General features: G+C 71.7%; 14 protein-coding genes and 1 pseudogene. 11 read left to right on the top strand and 4 right to left on the bottom strand.

Going from position 1 to position 16,067, the window contains the following annotated elements:
- Positions 1–114: 114 nt before the first annotated feature.
- A complete protein-coding gene (locus IE269_RS39315) occupies positions 115–645 on the bottom strand; it encodes a hypothetical protein (RefSeq protein ID WP_189828132.1) in 531 nt (176 codons plus the stop codon).
- A gap of 913 nt (positions 646–1,558) precedes the next feature.
- Here IE269_RS39315 and IE269_RS39310 point away from each other — a divergent pair.
- Positions 1,559–3,079 carry a phosphodiester glycosidase family protein gene (locus tag IE269_RS39310; RefSeq protein ID WP_189828131.1) on the top strand — a complete coding sequence of 507 codons (1,521 nt, stop codon included), beginning with the start codon at positions 1,559–1,561 and terminating at the stop codon, positions 3,077–3,079.
- 77 nt (positions 3,080–3,156) lie between these two features.
- Here IE269_RS39310 and IE269_RS39305 read toward each other — a convergent pair whose 3' ends face one another.
- Positions 3,157–3,891: a dienelactone hydrolase family protein gene (locus tag IE269_RS39305; RefSeq protein ID WP_189828130.1), complete on the bottom strand. Its 735-nt coding sequence runs from the start codon at positions 3,889–3,891 to the stop codon at positions 3,157–3,159.
- A 262-nt stretch (positions 3,892–4,153) separates the two neighbouring features.
- Between IE269_RS39305 and IE269_RS39300 the strand changes: the two are divergent.
- The 10 genes and pseudogenes from IE269_RS39300 to IE269_RS39255 all read left to right on the top strand — a co-directional run.
- A pseudogene (locus IE269_RS39300) lies at positions 4,154–4,249 on the top strand (RidA family protein); the annotation flags it as partial.
- A 182-nt stretch (positions 4,250–4,431) separates the two neighbouring features.
- Entirely contained in the window at positions 4,432–5,043 is a 612-nt protein-coding gene (locus IE269_RS39295) for a hypothetical protein (RefSeq protein ID WP_189828129.1), read from the top strand.
- A gap of 223 nt (positions 5,044–5,266) precedes the next feature.
- The gene (locus IE269_RS39290) at positions 5,267–6,292 is read left to right on the top strand and encodes a LacI family DNA-binding transcriptional regulator (RefSeq protein ID WP_189828180.1); all 1,026 of its coding nucleotides are present in this window, start codon (positions 5,267–5,269) and stop codon (positions 6,290–6,292) included.
- A gap of 142 nt (positions 6,293–6,434) precedes the next feature.
- A complete protein-coding gene (locus tag IE269_RS39285; RefSeq protein WP_189828128.1) occupies positions 6,435–7,778 on the top strand; it encodes an extracellular solute-binding protein in 1,344 nt (447 codons plus the stop codon).
- Positions 7,779–8,774 carry a carbohydrate ABC transporter permease gene (locus IE269_RS39280; protein ID WP_189828127.1) on the top strand — a complete coding sequence of 332 codons (996 nt, stop codon included), beginning with the start codon at positions 7,779–7,781 and terminating at the stop codon, positions 8,772–8,774.
- Positions 8,775–8,857: 83 nt separating this feature from the next.
- Entirely contained in the window at positions 8,858–9,661 is an 804-nt protein-coding gene (locus IE269_RS39275; RefSeq protein ID WP_318299692.1) for a carbohydrate ABC transporter permease, read from the top strand.
- A gap of 53 nt (positions 9,662–9,714) precedes the next feature.
- The gene (locus IE269_RS39270) at positions 9,715–11,955 is read left to right on the top strand and encodes a beta-glucosidase family protein (protein WP_189828125.1); all 2,241 of its coding nucleotides are present in this window, start codon (positions 9,715–9,717) and stop codon (positions 11,953–11,955) included.
- A 75-nt stretch (positions 11,956–12,030) separates the two neighbouring features.
- Complete coding sequence (locus IE269_RS39265) at positions 12,031–13,131, top strand: endo-1,4-beta-xylanase (protein WP_189828124.1); 1,101 nt, start codon at positions 12,031–12,033, stop codon at positions 13,129–13,131.
- A 95-nt stretch (positions 13,132–13,226) separates the two neighbouring features.
- Entirely contained in the window at positions 13,227–13,661 is a 435-nt protein-coding gene (locus tag IE269_RS39260) for a YdeI/OmpD-associated family protein (RefSeq protein ID WP_318299684.1), read from the top strand.
- 380 nt (positions 13,662–14,041) lie between these two features.
- Complete coding sequence (locus IE269_RS39255) at positions 14,042–15,025, top strand: threonine ammonia-lyase (protein ID WP_189828123.1); 984 nt, start codon at positions 14,042–14,044, stop codon at positions 15,023–15,025.
- 19 nt (positions 15,026–15,044) lie between these two features.
- On the opposite strand, the gene IE269_RS39250 is transcribed toward IE269_RS39255, so the two are convergent.
- Both IE269_RS39250 and IE269_RS39245 read right to left on the bottom strand, forming a co-directional pair.
- Positions 15,045–15,596, bottom strand: a complete 552-nt coding sequence (locus tag IE269_RS39250) for a GNAT family N-acetyltransferase (RefSeq protein ID WP_189828122.1) — start codon at positions 15,594–15,596, stop codon at positions 15,045–15,047.
- A gap of 127 nt (positions 15,597–15,723) precedes the next feature.
- Positions 15,724–15,918 (bottom strand): hypothetical protein, encoded by a 195-nt coding sequence (locus IE269_RS39245; protein ID WP_189828121.1) that lies wholly within the window; start codon positions 15,916–15,918, stop codon positions 15,724–15,726.
- Between the last annotated feature and the right edge of the window lie 149 nt (positions 15,919–16,067).

Genomic DNA, 16,067 nt, shown 5'->3' with positions numbered 1-16,067 from the left:
GTGAGGGCGCCATGAGTCGTGCACTCGGCGGCAGCGGCGCGAACTGCACGAACTGTACGGGGCAGTTCGTCCTCCGGCGGGTGCGGGGGCGGCACGGCCGTACCGATGGATGTCTCAGGCCGCTGCGGGGCGGGCCTTGGGGACCCGGCGGCGGTAGTAGGCGAAGGTGACCGCCAGCAGGAGGGGCGCCCAGGCGAGGAGCGGGGCGTAGCAGAGGACGAGGATCGCCTCTTGGAGCGGGGTGCCGGAGCTGCCGGGGGCGAGGTCGGTGAAGAAGTTGGCGTACGCGTACCAGCCGTAGAGGGCGAAGAGGCCGGTGGCGCCGAGCACGGCGGGGATCACCGCCGCCAGGGGGTGGATAGGGCGACCGCCGACGAAGGGGATCCAGCGCGGGGTCACTTCGCCCCAGGAGCGTACGAGGCCGAGGGTCAGCAGGGCGAGCAGCTCGGAGACCACGCTCAGAGAGATGACGTAGTACGGCTCCCAGGCGGTGCGGAATCCTTCGGAGTCGGCGTCGCCGAGCACCGGCAGCCCCGCGACCAGGGCCACCCGCCAGAGGCCGGACGGAAGGGTGACCAGCGGAACCGCGTGGGCGGCGCGGACTGCCCAGCGGGGGACGTCGGGGAGAGCTTTTGTCTTCGGCATGGGATTCATGCTGGTCGGCGGGGTGCGGGCGGGCGTCGGCCTGAGGGGCTGTCTGCCTCCGCTGTGCGGGGGAGGTGGGGGTCCGCCTTGGGGCGGGGGGGATCTCCGCCCCGGGCGGGGAGGGGCGGGGCTCCGCCTCGGGGCGGGGGGGGCGGGGCTCCGCCCTGCGGCGGGGTTCGGCCTCGGGGGGATCTCCACCGCGCGGGAGTGTGGCGGGGCTTCGCCCTGCGGGAGAAGGTTCGAGGTGGCGGATCGCCGTCGCGGGGCGGGGGCCCAACTCCGCCCTGCGGCGGGGGAGACGGGTCTCCGCCCTACTGGGGGCCGGTCGCCGCCCCGGGACAAGGTGCCGAACTCCACCCTGTGGGAGGTGGGTTGGCGGATCTCTGCCCCGGCGCAGGGGGCGGACCTCCGCCCTGCGGGAGATGGGGTTACCGATCACCGCCCCAAGCCAGAGGGCCGAACTCCGTCCTGCGTGGCGCGGGTTGACTGATCTCCACCCCGGGGCAGGCGGCGGGCCTCCGCCCTGCGGGGGACGGGGTGGCCGATCACCGCCCCGGCGCAGGCGGCGAGTCTCCGCTCTGCCGGGGGGGGGCTCCGCCCCGCGAGGGATGGGGTGACCTATCGCCACCTCGAGGCACGGGGCCCAACTCCGCGCTGCGGAGCGAGGGTTGACGGGCCCCCGCCCCGAAGCAAGGACCAGTCCCCGCCCCGAGCCAGGGAGCCCGACTCCACACCGGTGAGAGGTGGCCGATCACCGCCCCGAGGGGAAGGGGTGGATCTCCGCCACGCGGTAGGGGGTGGTCTTCCGGTGGGGGCTGTCGGCTGTTGGACTCGTCGTCGCCTGGTGGTCACTGGGCACGGTTTGGCTGGAGTGGGAGTCCTGGTTCAGCGGGGCGATGACGGGAGGAAGCTCATGCGGCGCAAATTGCTTGCCTTGCTGGCGGCGGGTGTGACGGTGGTGGGGCTCAGCGCGCCTGCCGTCGGGGCCGACGGGGTGCGGGAGGTGGCGCCCGGGGTGGAGTTGACGTCCTTGGTGCTCGGGCAGCGGGACGCGGACGACCGGTGGACGGTGCAGGTGTACCTGCCTGCGGTGCCGGACGGGCCGTTGGGGTCGGCGGGTACGGGGCTGGGGCCTCGGGGCACCGCCGACCGGGTGGCGCGGGAGCTGCGGGCGAAGGGGTTCGCGCCCCGGATCGAAGAGGTGGTGACGCCCGCGTTCGCCGACCGCAAGGCCGGGCGGCTGGGGTGGGTGGTGCGCCTGGGGCTCTTCGAGGAGGCCGCCGGGGCGGAGGAGTTGCTGGGGAAGGTGAAGAAGGCGGGGTTCGCCGGGGGCACCCGGTACACCGCGCAGGACGGGACGGACGCGCAGGCGCCACAGCGGGTGCATGTGCTGCGGGTGGACTTCCGTAAGTTCCGGGGTTCGGTCGGTACGGACTTCGGGCCGACGCTGTACGGGCCGGAGCGGCTGACCGACCTGATGGCCTCGGCGAAGGCGCTGGCGGGGGTGAACGGGCAGTGGTTCTACGATTCCGCGCCGGGCGGGCTGTACGTGAAGGACGGCAAGCTCATCGGTTCGGCGACCCAGGGCCGGGCCGGGCTGATGCTGCGGCGCGGTGGGCGCTCGGCCGCGGTGGACACGTACACCTCTCATGTGACCCTGCGCGCGGGCGGGCAGCACATCGAGGTCGACGGGGTGAACCGGCAGCCGGGTGTGGTGTGGAACTGCGGCGGTGTCGGGGGTGACGTGCCGACGCAGAAGGCGCAGCACGACTTCAAGTGCACGGACGACAGCGAGCTGGTGAGGTTCACGCCGGAGTGGGGTGCGGCGCCCACCGGGGCGGGGGCGGAGGCCGTGCTCGACGCACGGGGGAAGGTCGTGGCGGTCAACTCCTCGCGGGGCGCCGCGATTCCGGCCGGCGGGTCGACCGTGCAGGCGATCGGGTCGGGGGCGCAGTGGTTGCAGCGCCATGTGGCGGTCGGGGCGACGGTGCGCTTCGACGAGCGGGTCGAGGACGGGCACGGCAGGCGGGTGGCGCTGACCCCGGACACGACGATCCTCCAGGTCGGCCCGGCGCTCGTACGCAACGGCCGGGTGGCGGTGAACGCGCAGGCCGACGGCATCATCCGCGAGGGCTCCGACCAGACGTTCACGTACAACTGGACCGTGCGCGCCAACCCGCGCTCGATGGTCGGCGTGGACGCCCGCGGCAGGCTGCTGCTCGTGGTGGTGGACGGACGCCAGGCCGGCTACAGCGAGGGGCTGGGCGTGGCGCAGGCGGCGGAGCTGATGCGCCGGCTCGGGGCCCGGGAGGCGCTGAACCTGGACGGCGGCGGTTCGAGCGTGATGGCGACCGCACGGGACGGCATCGTGAACCGGCCCTCGGACTCGACCGGGCAGCGGACGTTGGGGAATGCGCTGCTGGTACGGCCGTGACGGTGGAGCGAGGGTAGTCGGCCGGTGCCGGACCTCACCGCGCGGCGCGGCGCGGTGAGGTCCGGCACCGGTGGGGGTCAGCCCCTGGGCAGGGTGCGGTCGAGGAGGGGCAGCAGGCGGTCCCAGTGGAGTTGGAGTGCGGCGGGGTCGAAGGCGTCGGTGTCGGACATGGTGAAGCCGTGGACGGTGCCGGGGTAGATCTCGGAGGTGCAGTGGATGCCTGACGCCTCCAGGGACTTGTTGAGCGTGGCGAGGGTCTCGGGGGTCAGGTCGCTCTCGGCGTGGCCGAAGTGGACCTCGGCGGTGAGCCGGGAGAGGCTGTCGGGGCCGTCGGCTGCCACCGGAGCGTGGAATGCGGCGAGGGCGGCCACCCGGTCGGGGTGGGCCACGACGGTGCGCGTCGCCGCGAGGCCGCCGATGCAGTAGCCGGTCACCGCGACCGGTCCCGTGACGACCTCGGGCTGGGCGGTGAGGAAGCGGAGATAGGCGTCGGCGTCCCTCCGGACGCGGTCGGCGGTGTGCGCCTCGATCAGAGGCATCAGCCGGGCAAAGACCGCGGTCCGGTCCTCTTTCCCGATGTGCTCGGGGAGTTCGATCACCGGGGTCGGGCCGTGCCGGTAGAAGAGGTTCGGGACGAGTACGTAATAGCCGTGGCCTGCCAGTTCGCGGGCCATGTCGCGCAGCACGGGGCGGATGCCGAAGCCGTCCGGGTACATCAGCACTCCCGGGTGCGGCTCGCCGTCGTCGGGGAAGGCGGCGAAAGCGTCGGCCCGGCCGTCGGCGGTGGAGATGTGCAGGGTTTTGGTGGGCATGAGGTCTCCGGTCGTGGTCGAGGGGGTGAGCCTGTGATCGACACGACGGCGGCGGAGCCCGCGCGGCCGCGCGAACTCCTCGGTCTGGCAGCGGGCCTCGGCCGGCCCGTACGGCGCTCAGTGGAGCACCGGGTCACCGATCCGTGTGTGGCGCGATGCCGTCCCGGTTGTCATGTCGGCAACCTAACCCACCGGGCAACGGCCCCGCCATCGACGCCGGTTCACGAGGGACGTGAGCGGCCCCAGCCGTGTTCGACCGATGATCGATCCGGTCAAACCGATCACCTTGCTGGGCGTCGCGGCGCTGGGGGAACCGGACTTGCTGGTCGAGGTCGAGGCCACTGCGGTTCTCGAATAGGCGTAGGGGTACGGGCGGGACGGCGTCCGTGGGCCTCAGGTCCCCGGCCTCTCTCGGCCCGGGCCTCGGCCCGAGGCCTCCGCCTGGGGCATCCGCTGCCCAGCAGGCCCCCCACCGCGGCGGGCATAATCACCAGGTCCCGAATTCCTGCTCGGACTGCGAGGGAACCCACCGTGATACGTATGCCGCTTCGGCCTCGGGCCGTTGGTGTCCTGGCCATCGGGCTGCTCGCCTTCACCGCTACTGCCTGCGGCACCGTGCAGGCGGGTGCGGGAGGCGTGCCGACGCCTTCGGCCGTCGGTGCCTCGCCGACGACGGCCCGCGACACTGCGGCCAAGGCCGCCCACGACAAGGCGTTCCCTGATGTCGCGGCCCGCTGCAAGGGGGTCAGCGACGCCGGTCGGCCCGCCGGTCCGGACACTCCGCAGCCGTTGCCGACGGACCCCGAAGCCGCCAAGTACGCGGAAAATCACGCCTTCAAGCAGCAGAAGCAGCTCACGCCCGAGGCGCGGTGCCGCGGCGAGGCCCATGCCCAGCGCATCAAAAAGGCGCTCACGGGCCCCGGCACCACTCCCCCGGCCAACGAGGCGGAGCTGACCACCGCCCTTGCCCGGCTCGGCTATGCGGCCAGCGACGGCAGTGTCCTGAAGGCCGGCGATGCTCTCGGGTTCTCCTACTTCGTCCCCGGGGTCGGCCCCTGCGTCACCGGGCAGTTGGGCGGCGCCCGAGCCACCGTCGAGGCCCACGGAACGTACATGGAAGGCGGCTGCACGGAGCCCCGCGGCGGGCACTGAGGCCGGTTGCGGCGGACAAGGCCCCATCACATCTGGGATCTGCGATCACCCAACGGCTTCGGGCTGTTGTACGTTCGAGGGGTCGGACGGAAGTACGGGGTGACCGGCGAGCGGTCGGCCGCATGTCCTACGGTTTCCGGAAGGTTCTCGGAAATTCTCCGGGAGCACTGCTACGGAGGTGGGGATCGTGGCCGGGGAGAGCGCTCAGCGCAATGCGGCAGCCATGCAGGGCCCGGACGGGGCGGCCAAGGTGACGATCACCGAGATCGCGCGGGAGGCCGGGGTGTCCGTGCCCACCGTCTCGCGGGTGCTCAACGACCGCTCCGACGTCTCGCCCACTACCCGGGCCCGGGTCAAGGACCTGCTGCACCAGTACGGTTACCAGCGCAGACCCGCCGCGACCAGGGCCCCGGCAGCCCTCCTCGACCTGGTCTTCAACGACCTCGACAGCCCTTGGGCCGTCGAGATCATCCGAGGGGTGGAGGAGGTCGCGCACGACTCCGACGTGGGCACTGTGGTCTCCGCGATCCACGGCCGGGCGGGGGCCGCGCGCCAGTGGATGACCAATCTGCGGGCCCGCGCCTCGGACGGTGTGATCCTGGTGACCTCCGCCCTGGAGCCGGGGCTGCTGGAGGAACTGCGGCTGCTGGGCGTTCCGTTGGTGGTGATCGACCCGGCCGGGGCGCCCGCCACCGAGGCGCCGACCGTGGGTGCCACCAACTGGGCGGGCGGCATGGCCGCGACCGAGCACCTGCTGGCGCTGGGGCACCGGCGGATCGGCTTCATCGAGGGGCCGTCCCGACTGCTGTGCTCGCGGGCCCGGCTGGACGGTTACCGGGCGGCGCTCGACGCCGCGGGCGTGCCGGTGACCGGCGAACTCATCGTGCCGGGGGACTTCTACCACGAGTCAGGATTCACCGGCTGCAACCGGCTGTTGGACCTCGCCGAGCCGCCCACCGCGATCTTCGCGTCCAGTGACCAGATGGCGCTCGGCGCGATCGAGGCACTGCGGGTGCGCGGGCTGCGCGTGCCGGACGACATGAGCGTCGTCGGGTTCGACGACCTGCCCGAGGTGCGCTGGTCGTCGCCGCCGCTCACCACGGTGCGCCAACCGCTTTCCGACATGGGCAAGTTGGCGGCCCGTACGGTCCTGGACCTGGCCCGGAGCGTGGAGCCCGCGTCGTTGCGGGTCGAACTGGCCACGGCACTCGTGGTGAGGTCCAGCACGGGGGCGCCGCGGGGACATTAGCGGAACAACGCGCGCGTTCCGGGCACCGCCTCAGGGGGTGTCAACGGCCTTTTCTGTCAGGGCTGTTGACACCCCCTTTGCATATCCGTAACTTCCGGAGCCGTCTCGCGATAATTTTCGGACTTCTTCCGGAAGGCTTCTCATGCCACCGATCGACCGTGCGGCCGCGTCCGTGCCTGCGCCCTCGTCCGCCGTCGCCCCCGCCCTGTCCCGCCGCCGCTTCCTGGGGGCCGCCTCGGTGGTCGGCCTGGGCGCGGTGGGCCTGTCCGCCTGCGCGGACTCCGGTTCGGCCACCACCGACAGCCAGGGCCGGACCGTCGTGGAGCTCTGGAACATCCAGACCACGGAGCCCTCCAAGACCGTCTGGCCCGAGCGGGTCAAGGCCTTCGAGGCGCAGAACCCCAAGGTGCACATCAAGCTCGTCACGCTGGAGAACGACGCGTACAAGGCGAAGATGACCGCCCTGACCAGTTCCGGAAAACTTCCGGACATCTACCACACCTGGGGCGGCGGGGTACTCCAGCAGCAGATCGACGCGGGCCTCGTCGAGGACCTCACCGACACCGTGAAGCCCATGGCCTCGTCGCTGGTGGGGGTCGCCGCGAAGCCGTACGAGTTCGACGGGAAGTCGTACGCGATGCCGATCGAGATCGGCGCCGTCGGCATCTGGTACAACAAGGCGCTCTACGCGAAGGCCGGCATCACGGCCCCGCCCACCACCTGGGCCGGATATCTCGACACCGTACGGAAGCTGAAGGGCGCCGGCATCACGCCCATCGCGCTCGCCGGCAAGGAGAAGTGGCCCGGCATGTACTACTGGGCGTACCTGGCGATGCGGATCGCCGGGGTCGAGGGCATGCAGAAGGCCGCCGACGCCAAGGACTTCACCGGCACCGACTTCGTCAGGGCCGGGGAGCACCTCAAGGAACTCGTCGCCCTCCAGCCCTTCCAGAACGGCTTCCTCGGCGCCGCCTACTCCACCCCCGGCGGCGAGGCCGCCCTCATGGGCAACGGAAAGGCGGCCATGGAGCTGATGGGCCAGTGGGCGCCCGTCGTGCAGGCCGACTCGGGCAAGGGCATCGGCAAGGACCTCGGCTTCTTCGCGTTCCCCGCGGTCGAGAGCGGCAAGGGGGCGCTGACCGACGTGTTCGGAGGCGGCGGCGGGTACGCCGTCCGCAAGGGGGCGCCGAAGGCGGCCACCGACTTCCTGAAGTTCTTCACCAGCCCGGAGTCCGACAAGATCCTGGTCTCCAAGGCCTCGATGATGCCCGTCGTGAAGGAGGCCGTCGGCTCCCTCTCCGACCCCAACCTCAAGCTCGTCGCCACCGCCCTGGACAAGGCCACCGGCTTCCAGCTCTACCTCGACCAGGCCTTCCCGCCGGCCGTCGGGCAGGAGATCAACGACTCGGTCGCCGGGCTGATCGCCGGGGCCAAGTCGCCCGAGCAGGTGGCCCGTTCCGTCACGCAGGTCGCCAAGAGCCAGTAAATGAACACTACTTCGACTGCTGTGCCCGCCGCACAGCCCGCCCCCGCCGAGGACGCTCCGTCCGCCGCAGAGAACCGTCGCCCCCTGGCGCGCCGGGTGCGCGACTGGCTCACCGCGTTCGGCTTCACGGTGCCCGCCCTCGTCCTGTTCGGCCTGTTCGTGCTCCTGCCGATCGGGTACGCCCTGTACGTCAGCTTCTTCAACTGGGGCGGTTTCGGGGCCCCTTCGAACTTCGTGGGCGCCGACAACTACGTACGCCTGCTCGGTGACCCGGTCTTCCTGGGCGACCTGTGGCGCGGGCTGCTGCTGGTGCTGGCGTCCGTCGGACTGCAACTGCCGTTCGCGCTCGCGGTGGCCGTCCTGCTCAACCAGAAGCTGCGCGGCCGTGCCTTCTACCGGATGCTGTTCTTCGCCCCGTACGTCCTGTCCGAGGTCATCACCGGAGTGCCGTTCTCCATGATCTTCGCGCCGGACGACGGGCTCGCCGACAAGGTGCTCGGCGCGATCGGCCTGGACGGGCTCGGCGGGCTCTGGTTCGCCGACCAGGACTGGGCGCTGCCCACCCTCTTCCTGGTCATGATGTGGAAGTACTTCGGCTTCCACATGATGCTCTACCTGGCCGGTCTCCAGGGCATCCCCGCCGAACTGCACGAGGCGGCCCGCCTCGACGGCGCGGGACCCTGGCACCGCTTCCGCCACATCACGCTGCCGCTGCTCGGGCCGACGATCCGGATGAGCGTCTTCCTGTCGGTGATCGGCGCCATCCAGCTCTTCGACCTGGTGTGGGTGGTGACGCAGGGCGGCCCCGACCACCACTCCGAGACGATGGCCGTCACGCTCTTCCAGTTCGGCTTCAAGCGCTACCAGATCGGCTACGCCAGCGCCATCAGCATCGCGATGTTCCTGATCAGCCTGGTCTTCGCCCTCCTCTACCAGCGCTACGTACTGCGCCGCGACACAGAAGGAGCCCTCACCAGCATGCGAGCCACCCGATGAGCGGGCCGAGCCGCCCGGGCGGCCTGAGCATTTCGAGCAGCCCGAGCGGCCTGAGTGCCCCGGCGCGCCGCCGACTGCGCTCGATGCCGCTGTACGTCGTCGTGTGGCTGATCGGCGTCGTCATGGTCACCCCGCTGCTGTACGCAGTGGTGTCGGGCTTCAAGACCACCGACCAGCTCTCCGACAACGCCTTCGGCCTGCCCTCCCCCTGGGTGGTGTCCAACTACACGGACATCCTGGCCTCCAGTTCCTTCTGGCGGATGCTGGGCTCCTCGACGCTGATCGCCGTCGGCACCACCGTCCTCACCGTCGGAGCCGCGGCGCTCGCCGCATTCGCGCTGGCCCGATTCACCTTCCGTGGAAGGGAGTTGCTGTTCACCCTGTTCACGGTGGGGCTGATGTTCCCGTTCGCCGTGGCGATCCTGCCGCTGTTCATCCTGCTGCGCACCTTCGGGCTGCTCGACAACCCGTGGGGGGTGATCCTGCCGCAGGCCGCGTTCGGGCTGCCCATGACGCTCGTCATCCTGCGCGGCTTCTTCCGGGAGATCCCCGGTGAACTGGAGGAGGCGGCCACCCTCGACGGCTGCTCCCCCTTCGGCTTCTTCTGGCGCGTCCTGCTGCCGATGGCCCGGCCGGCGCTCGGCACCGTGTCCGTGCTCGCCGTCGTCGGCAGCTGGAACAACTTCCTGCTCCCGCTGCTCGTGTTCAGCGAACCGAGCTGGTGGACGATCCCGGTGGGCGTCCAGCAGTTCCAGGGCCAGTACGCCGCCGACATCGCCCGGGTCTTCGCCTACCTCGTCATCGCCATGATCCCGGCCCTCGGCTTCTACGCGGTGGCCGAACGGCAGCTGATCGGCGGCATCACCGCGGGCGCGACCAAGGGATGACCACCCCGCACCCCCCGCACCTTCCTTTGTACGCAACGCACTTGAGGAGCTCCATGGTCAAGCCCTGGCAGGACACCACCCTGCCCGCCCACGTCCGGGCCGCCGATCTGCTCGCCCGGATGACGCCGCAGGAGAAGACCGCCCAGCTCTCCAGCGTCTGGATCGGCGCGGACACCGAGGGCGCCGACGTCGCCCCCGGCCAGCACACGTACGCGGCCCGCAGCGCCGCCCTCGACGCGCTCCTTCCGTACGGCCTGGGCCACCTCACCCGCCCGTTCGGCACGGTCCCGGTCGAGCCCGCCGAGGGCGCCGCCCGGCTGGCCGCACTCCAGCGCACCGTACGGGAAGGCAACCGGTTCGGACTGCCCGCGATCGCCCACGAGGAGTGCCTGACCGGGTTCACCGCCTGGCAGGCCACCGTCTTCCCCACCCCGCTCGCCTGGGGCGCCGGCTTCGACCCGGAGCTGGTGGAGGAAATGGCGCAGGCCATCGGTGCGTCGATGCGGTCGGTCGGCGTCCATCAGGGGCTGGCCCCGGTGCTGGACGTCGTACGGGACGCCCGTTGGGGCCGTACCGAGGAGGCCATCGGCGAGGACCCGTACCTGGTGGGGACCATCGGCTCCGCGTACGTACGGGGCCTGGAGTCCGCCGGGATCGTCGCCACACTCAAGCACTTCGCCGGGTACGCGGCCTCGCGCGCGGCCCGCAACCACGCGCCCGCCTCGCTCGGCCCGCGCGAGCTGGCGGACGTGGTGCTGCCGCCGTTCGAGATGGCGGTGCGCGAGGGCGGGGCCCGCTCGGTGATGCCCGCCTACAACGACATCGACGGCCTGCCCGCCCACGCTCATGCCGAGCTTCTCACCCAACTCCTGCGCAGGGAATGGAAGTTCAGCGGGACCGTCGTGTCGGACTACTACGGCGTGTCACTGCTGGAGGAGGCGCACAAGATCGCCGACGGCGAGAGCAGGGCCGCCCGGATCGCCCTCGCCGCCGGGGTCGACGTGGAACTCCCCGCCGCCCGCTGCTTCGACCCCGCCGACCCTCTCCCCGAGAACCTGCTCGACCGGGCCGCGTTGCGCGTGCTCACGCAGAAGTGCGAACTGGGGCTGCTCGACCCGCCGCAGGACGACTCCCCGCAGAAGCCGGCCGCTTCCCTCGACCTGAACCCCCCTCACCTGCGGGAACTGGCCCGCAGGGTCGCCGAGGAGTCCGTCGTCCTGCTCGCCAACGACTCCGGTCTGCTGCCCCTGGCCGTGCCCACGGGCGACGGGCTGCGGATCGCCCTGGTGGGCCCCCTCGTCCACGAACAGGCCGCCATGCTCGGCTGCTACACCTTCCCCCGGCACGTCGGCGTCCACCACCCCGGCCTGGCGACCGGTGTCGAGGTGCCCACGCTGGCGGAGGCTCTGCACGCCGAACTGCCGGGGGCGGTCTTCGTCGACGACCCGGCGGCGGCCGATGTCTGCCTGGCCGTGGTCGGGGACCGCTCGGGCCTGTTCGGGCGCGGCTCGTCGGGCGAGGGATGCGACGCCGAGGACCTGGAACTGCCGTATCAGCAGGGCGAGTTGCTGGACTCTGCGATGGAGTCGGGGACGCCGACCGTCATCGTCGTGCTCAGTGGACGCCCCTACGCCCTCGGCCGCTGGACGGACCGGGCCGCGGCCGTGGTCCAGGCGTTCTTCCCCGGGCAGGAGGGCGGTGCGGCCGTCGCGGGCGTACTGTCCGGGCGGGTCGAACCGTCCGGCCGGCTGCCCGTCGCCGTACCCCGCAATCCGGGCGGCCAGCCCGCCCCGTACCTCGCCCCGCCGCTCGCCCGGCACGGCTTCCCCAGCACCGTGGACCCGACACCGCTGTACCCCTTCGGGCACGGCCTGACGTACACCGCCATCGCATGGGACGCACCGCACTGCGACGCACCGGAGTTCCCCACCGACGGGGAGACCGTCCTGCGGCTGACCGTCCGCAACACCGGGGAGCGGCCGGGCACCGAGGTGGTCCAGCTCTACCTCCACGACCCCGTGGGCACCGTCGCCCGCCCCGAGGTCCGCCTCGTCGGCTACACCCGGGTCACGCTCGCCCCGGGCGAGGCGGCCGAGGTGCACGCCGTCTTCCCGGCGGACCTCGCCGCGTACACCGGCGCCGACGGCCGACGCACCGTCGAGCCCGGCGCCCTCGAACTGCGCCTCTCCGCCTCCAGCGAAGACGTCCGCCACACCGTCCCGCTCACCCTGACGGGCCCGGTGCGCGAGGTCGGGCACCAGCGCCGGATGCGGTGCGAGATGCACGTCAAGTAGGGCCCTTACCACAGGACTTGGGCCCTGCCGCACGACCGTCCATCGATCTGTCACCCTGAGCCGAGGAGTTGCACCATGCGTACCACCGCACGCCGCACCCACGCCAGAACCGCCGCCCTCGCCGTCTCCGCGGCCCTGCTGCTCGGCCTCGCGGTCGCACCCGCCGCCGAGGCGGAGACCGGGGGCGGCGCGGGGGCCGGGGGCGACCGCAAGCCCGCCAAGACCCTGCATCAGCTCGCCCGCGAGTCCGGCCGCTACTTCGGCGCGGCCGTCGACAACCCGGAGCTCCCCGACACCGAGTACGCCGACCTGCTCGGCAGGGAGTTCGGCCAGACCACCCCCGGCAACGCCATGAAGTGGTACGCCACCGAACCGCAGCGCGGGGTCTTCGACTTCACCGCGGGCGACGAGATCGTCGCGTACGCGAAGGCCAAGGGGCTGAAGGTGCGCGGCCACACCCTGCTGTGGCACTCCCAGCTGCCCGACTGGCTCACCTCGCGCACCTGGACCCCCGCCGAACTGCGCTCGATCCTCAAGAACCACATCACCAAGGTCGCCAAGCACTACCGGGGCAAGGTCTTCGCCTGGGACGTCGCCAACGAGATCATGAACGAGGACGGGACTTACCGGGAGAACATCTTCTACACGGCCCTGGGCCCCGGCTACATCGCCGACGCCCTGCGCTGGGCCCACGCCGCCGACCCCAAGGCCAAGCTGTACCTGAACGACTACAACGTCGAGGCCGTCGGCCCGAAGTCGGACGCCTACTACAAGCTCGTCAAGCAGCTCAAGGCCGACGGCGTGCCCGTCGACGGCTTCGGCATGCAGGCCCACCTGGCGCTGCAGTTCGGCTACCCGGACCGGCTGCGGCAGAACATCCAGCGGTTCGCCCGTCTCGGGGTCGATGTCGCGATCACCGAGCTGGACATCCGGATGGTGCTGCCTTCCGACGCCTCGAAGCTCGCCGAACAGGCCGACTGGTACGGCCGGGTGACCGAGGACTGCCTGGCCGTGCGCCGCTGTGTGGGCATCACCGTGTGGGGCTACTCCGACCGCCACTCGTGGATTCCGGCCGTCTTCCCCGGCGAAGGGGCGGCGCTGCCCTGGGACGAGAAGCTGGCGCGCAAGCCCGCGTACGACGCGATCCGAGGCGCGCTCACGGGGGGCGGTTCGTAGGCGGCGTACGAATGCCGCGCCGGGAGAGCTGGCCCGGGGGCGCGTCCGGGGCCATGATCGGTGCGGATGAGTCGGCAGGACGGCAGGAGAAGAGCGTGAAGTTCCGGAGTCTGGTGGAACCGCCCGAGCCCATGCGGGGGCTGGAGGTTCCGCCGCAGGTGGTGGAGGCGCTCGGCGGCGGCGCGAGACCGCCCGTGACGATCACGGTCAACGGCCATTCCTGGCGGAGCCGGGTCGCCATTCTGCGGGGCCGTCACCTGCTCGGGCTCAGCAACGCCAACCGGCAGGCGGCGGGCGTCGAGATCGGCGACGAGGTCGAGGTCGAGCTGGAGCTGGACACCGAACCGCGCGTCGTGGTCGAGCCCGCCGACTTCGCCCGGGCCCTGGACGACGAACCCGCCGCGCGTGCCGCGTACGACGCGCTCTCGGACAGCCGCAAGCGGGAGCACGTACGGTCCGTGGAGAGCGCGAAGAAGCCGGAGACGCGCCTGCGCCGCATCGAGAAGGCCATCGCGACGCTGCGGGGCTGAGCGGGGAGGCGGTCCGGTCCGGGGCGGAGCTTGGCACAGGCCGACCTGGGCCGAGGCCGTGCGCGGCCGGGCCGGGCCGACGCCGCGCATCCGCCCAACCGGCTCGACCGCTCCCCGGCACCCCTTGTGCGGCCTCCGGCCGAGGCACCTGGACAGAGGGCGCGGACCGTCAGGGTCCCCCCCGTCCGCAGGGCCCGCCATCACCCGTACGCCAAAAGGCACACGCCCGGGTTCGGGGCGCAGCTTGTAGCAGACCGCCCGCCACGTCCCGTGCGCCGAAGGGGTGCGCGCCCGGATCCGGGGAGGGGCGGGAGCGCCCCGACTCGCCTTGCCACAGAGGCAGTTGGGGCAGCGGGAGGGCGGCGCTATGCTGCCGTGTCATGCCGGTCACCCGTCTCGACACCGCATGGATCCGGGCGGCCCGGCGGGCCATCGATCCGGTCTTCCTCGACACGCCGCTGTACCGCTGCGAGGCGCTGGAGCCCCGCCTCGGGTGCGCCGTGAGCATCAAGCTCGAAACGGCGAACCCGGTCCGCAGCTTCAAGGCCCGCGGGACGGAGTGGCTGACGAGCCGGCTGGCCGGGAGTGCCTCGCGGGCCGTGGTGTGTGCGAGTGCGGGCAATATCGGCCAGGCTCTCGCGTGGTCCGGCCGCCGCCGGGGGCTCGACGTCACCGTCGTGGCCTCCCGTTCCGCGACCCGGGTCAAGCTCGACCGGATCCGTGCGCTGGGTGCCGTACTGGAGCTGGTGGACGGTGATCACGAGAGGGCCCGCGAGAGGGCGGCGGCCCTCGCCCTCCGCGACGGCATCCGGCTGGTCGAGGACAGTCTGGACCTGGAGACCTGCGAGGGTGCGGCGACCGTCGGCCTGGAGTTGGTGGAGGCCGCGGAGGCGTTCGACACCGTGCTGATCGCCTTGGGCGGAGGGGCGTTGGCCACCGGGGTGGGGCATGTGGTGAAGGAGTTGACTCCCGGGGTCGAGGTGATCTGTGTCCAGCCGCTGGGGGCGCCGGCGATGACCCTCTCGTGGCGACAGCGCCGCGTGGTCACCACCGACACGGCCGACACCATCGCCGACGGCGTCGCGGGCCGGTGTCCCGTCCCGGCCGTCCTGGACGACCTCCTGCTGGTCGCCGACGACGCCGTACTCGTCCGGGAGGAGTCCATCGTCGCCGGGATGCGGCTGCTCCTGGACCACGCCGGGCTCGTGGTCGAACCGTCGGCCGCGCTCGGCATCGCGGCGGTCCTCGAGGACCGTGACCGTTTCGCCGGCCGGCACGTCGTCACCGTCGTGTGCGGCAGCAACGTCGACCCGGATGCCTACCATCGCTGGGTGGGCCCGGCCCCCTTCGGCCACCGGCCCTGATCTAACCCGCCCCGCCCCGCTACTGACCGTCGGGCGTGAGTGCCCCTCGGCGGAGTTCGTCCGACAGCAGGCCCATCGTGTACATGTCGTACCACTGGCCGTCGCGGCGGAAGACCTGGCGCAGGCGGCCCTCCTCGACGAAGCCGACCCGTTCGTAGACCTTGCGGGCGGCGTGGTTCTCGGTGACCACGGTCAGTGTCACCTTGTGCAGGCGCATGTCGTCGAAGCCGTAGCGGCAGACCGTGCGCACCGCGTCGGTGGCGTACCCGCGGCCCCAGTAGTCCTTCTCGCCCAGGTAGATGTCGAGTTTCGCGATGCCCTTCTCGGGCTCCGTGCCGTGCAGCATGACCAGGCCGATGAGCTTGCCGTCGGCGAGTGCCTCGATGCCGAGGAGCACGTCGCCGTAAGCGTTGCGGGGGCGCTCCGCCAGCCAGGTGCGGACGCGCTCCACGGGCTGGGCGTACGAGTCGTCCATCCACCGCATGACCTCGGGGTCGTGGTTCCAGCGCCATAGCGCCTCGGCGTCCGCGGGACCCATCGCCCGCAGTTTCACCAGTTCTCCGAGCGCCATGCCCACCGACCCCTTGCATTTCCGTGATCATCTTTCGAACCACGAAGGAATACCACGTCCGGGATCGCACGCTCCATCGTTTTCCGCGGCGCCCGACCGTCCTGGGCGGCCGCCCGCCCTGCTCCGCTCAGCCGACCTCGACGTACGTGACGATGAGGATGCTGCCGAGGGCGGTCGCGTAGAACACGATCCGTACGTCCTCGTGCCGGAAGTCGCGCAGCGCCTCGGCGGTGGAGTGCCGCTTCACGGCCGCCGGGTCGGCGGCGACCGTGGTGAGGGCTTCGTCCAGGCGGGCCGCCTGCGCCGGGGTCAGTGCTTCCACCTGCGACTCCGCCGGTGGTACGAAGACGATCCGCGGGCGACGTCCCCGCGCGTGCTTCGGGGGCTTAGAGGTCGCGCGGATAGGTGTGGTGCTTGGGCAGCGCGACACCGTGGCGGAGCGATGGAAAACCGAGGATCACTCTGTCGTCG

Source organism: Streptomyces spiroverticillatus (genome assembly GCA_014650415.1).
Classification (GTDB): domain Bacteria; phylum Actinomycetota; class Actinomycetes; order Streptomycetales; family Streptomycetaceae; genus Streptomyces; species Streptomyces spiroverticillatus.
This window is presented reverse-complemented; position numbering and strand designations above follow the sequence as displayed.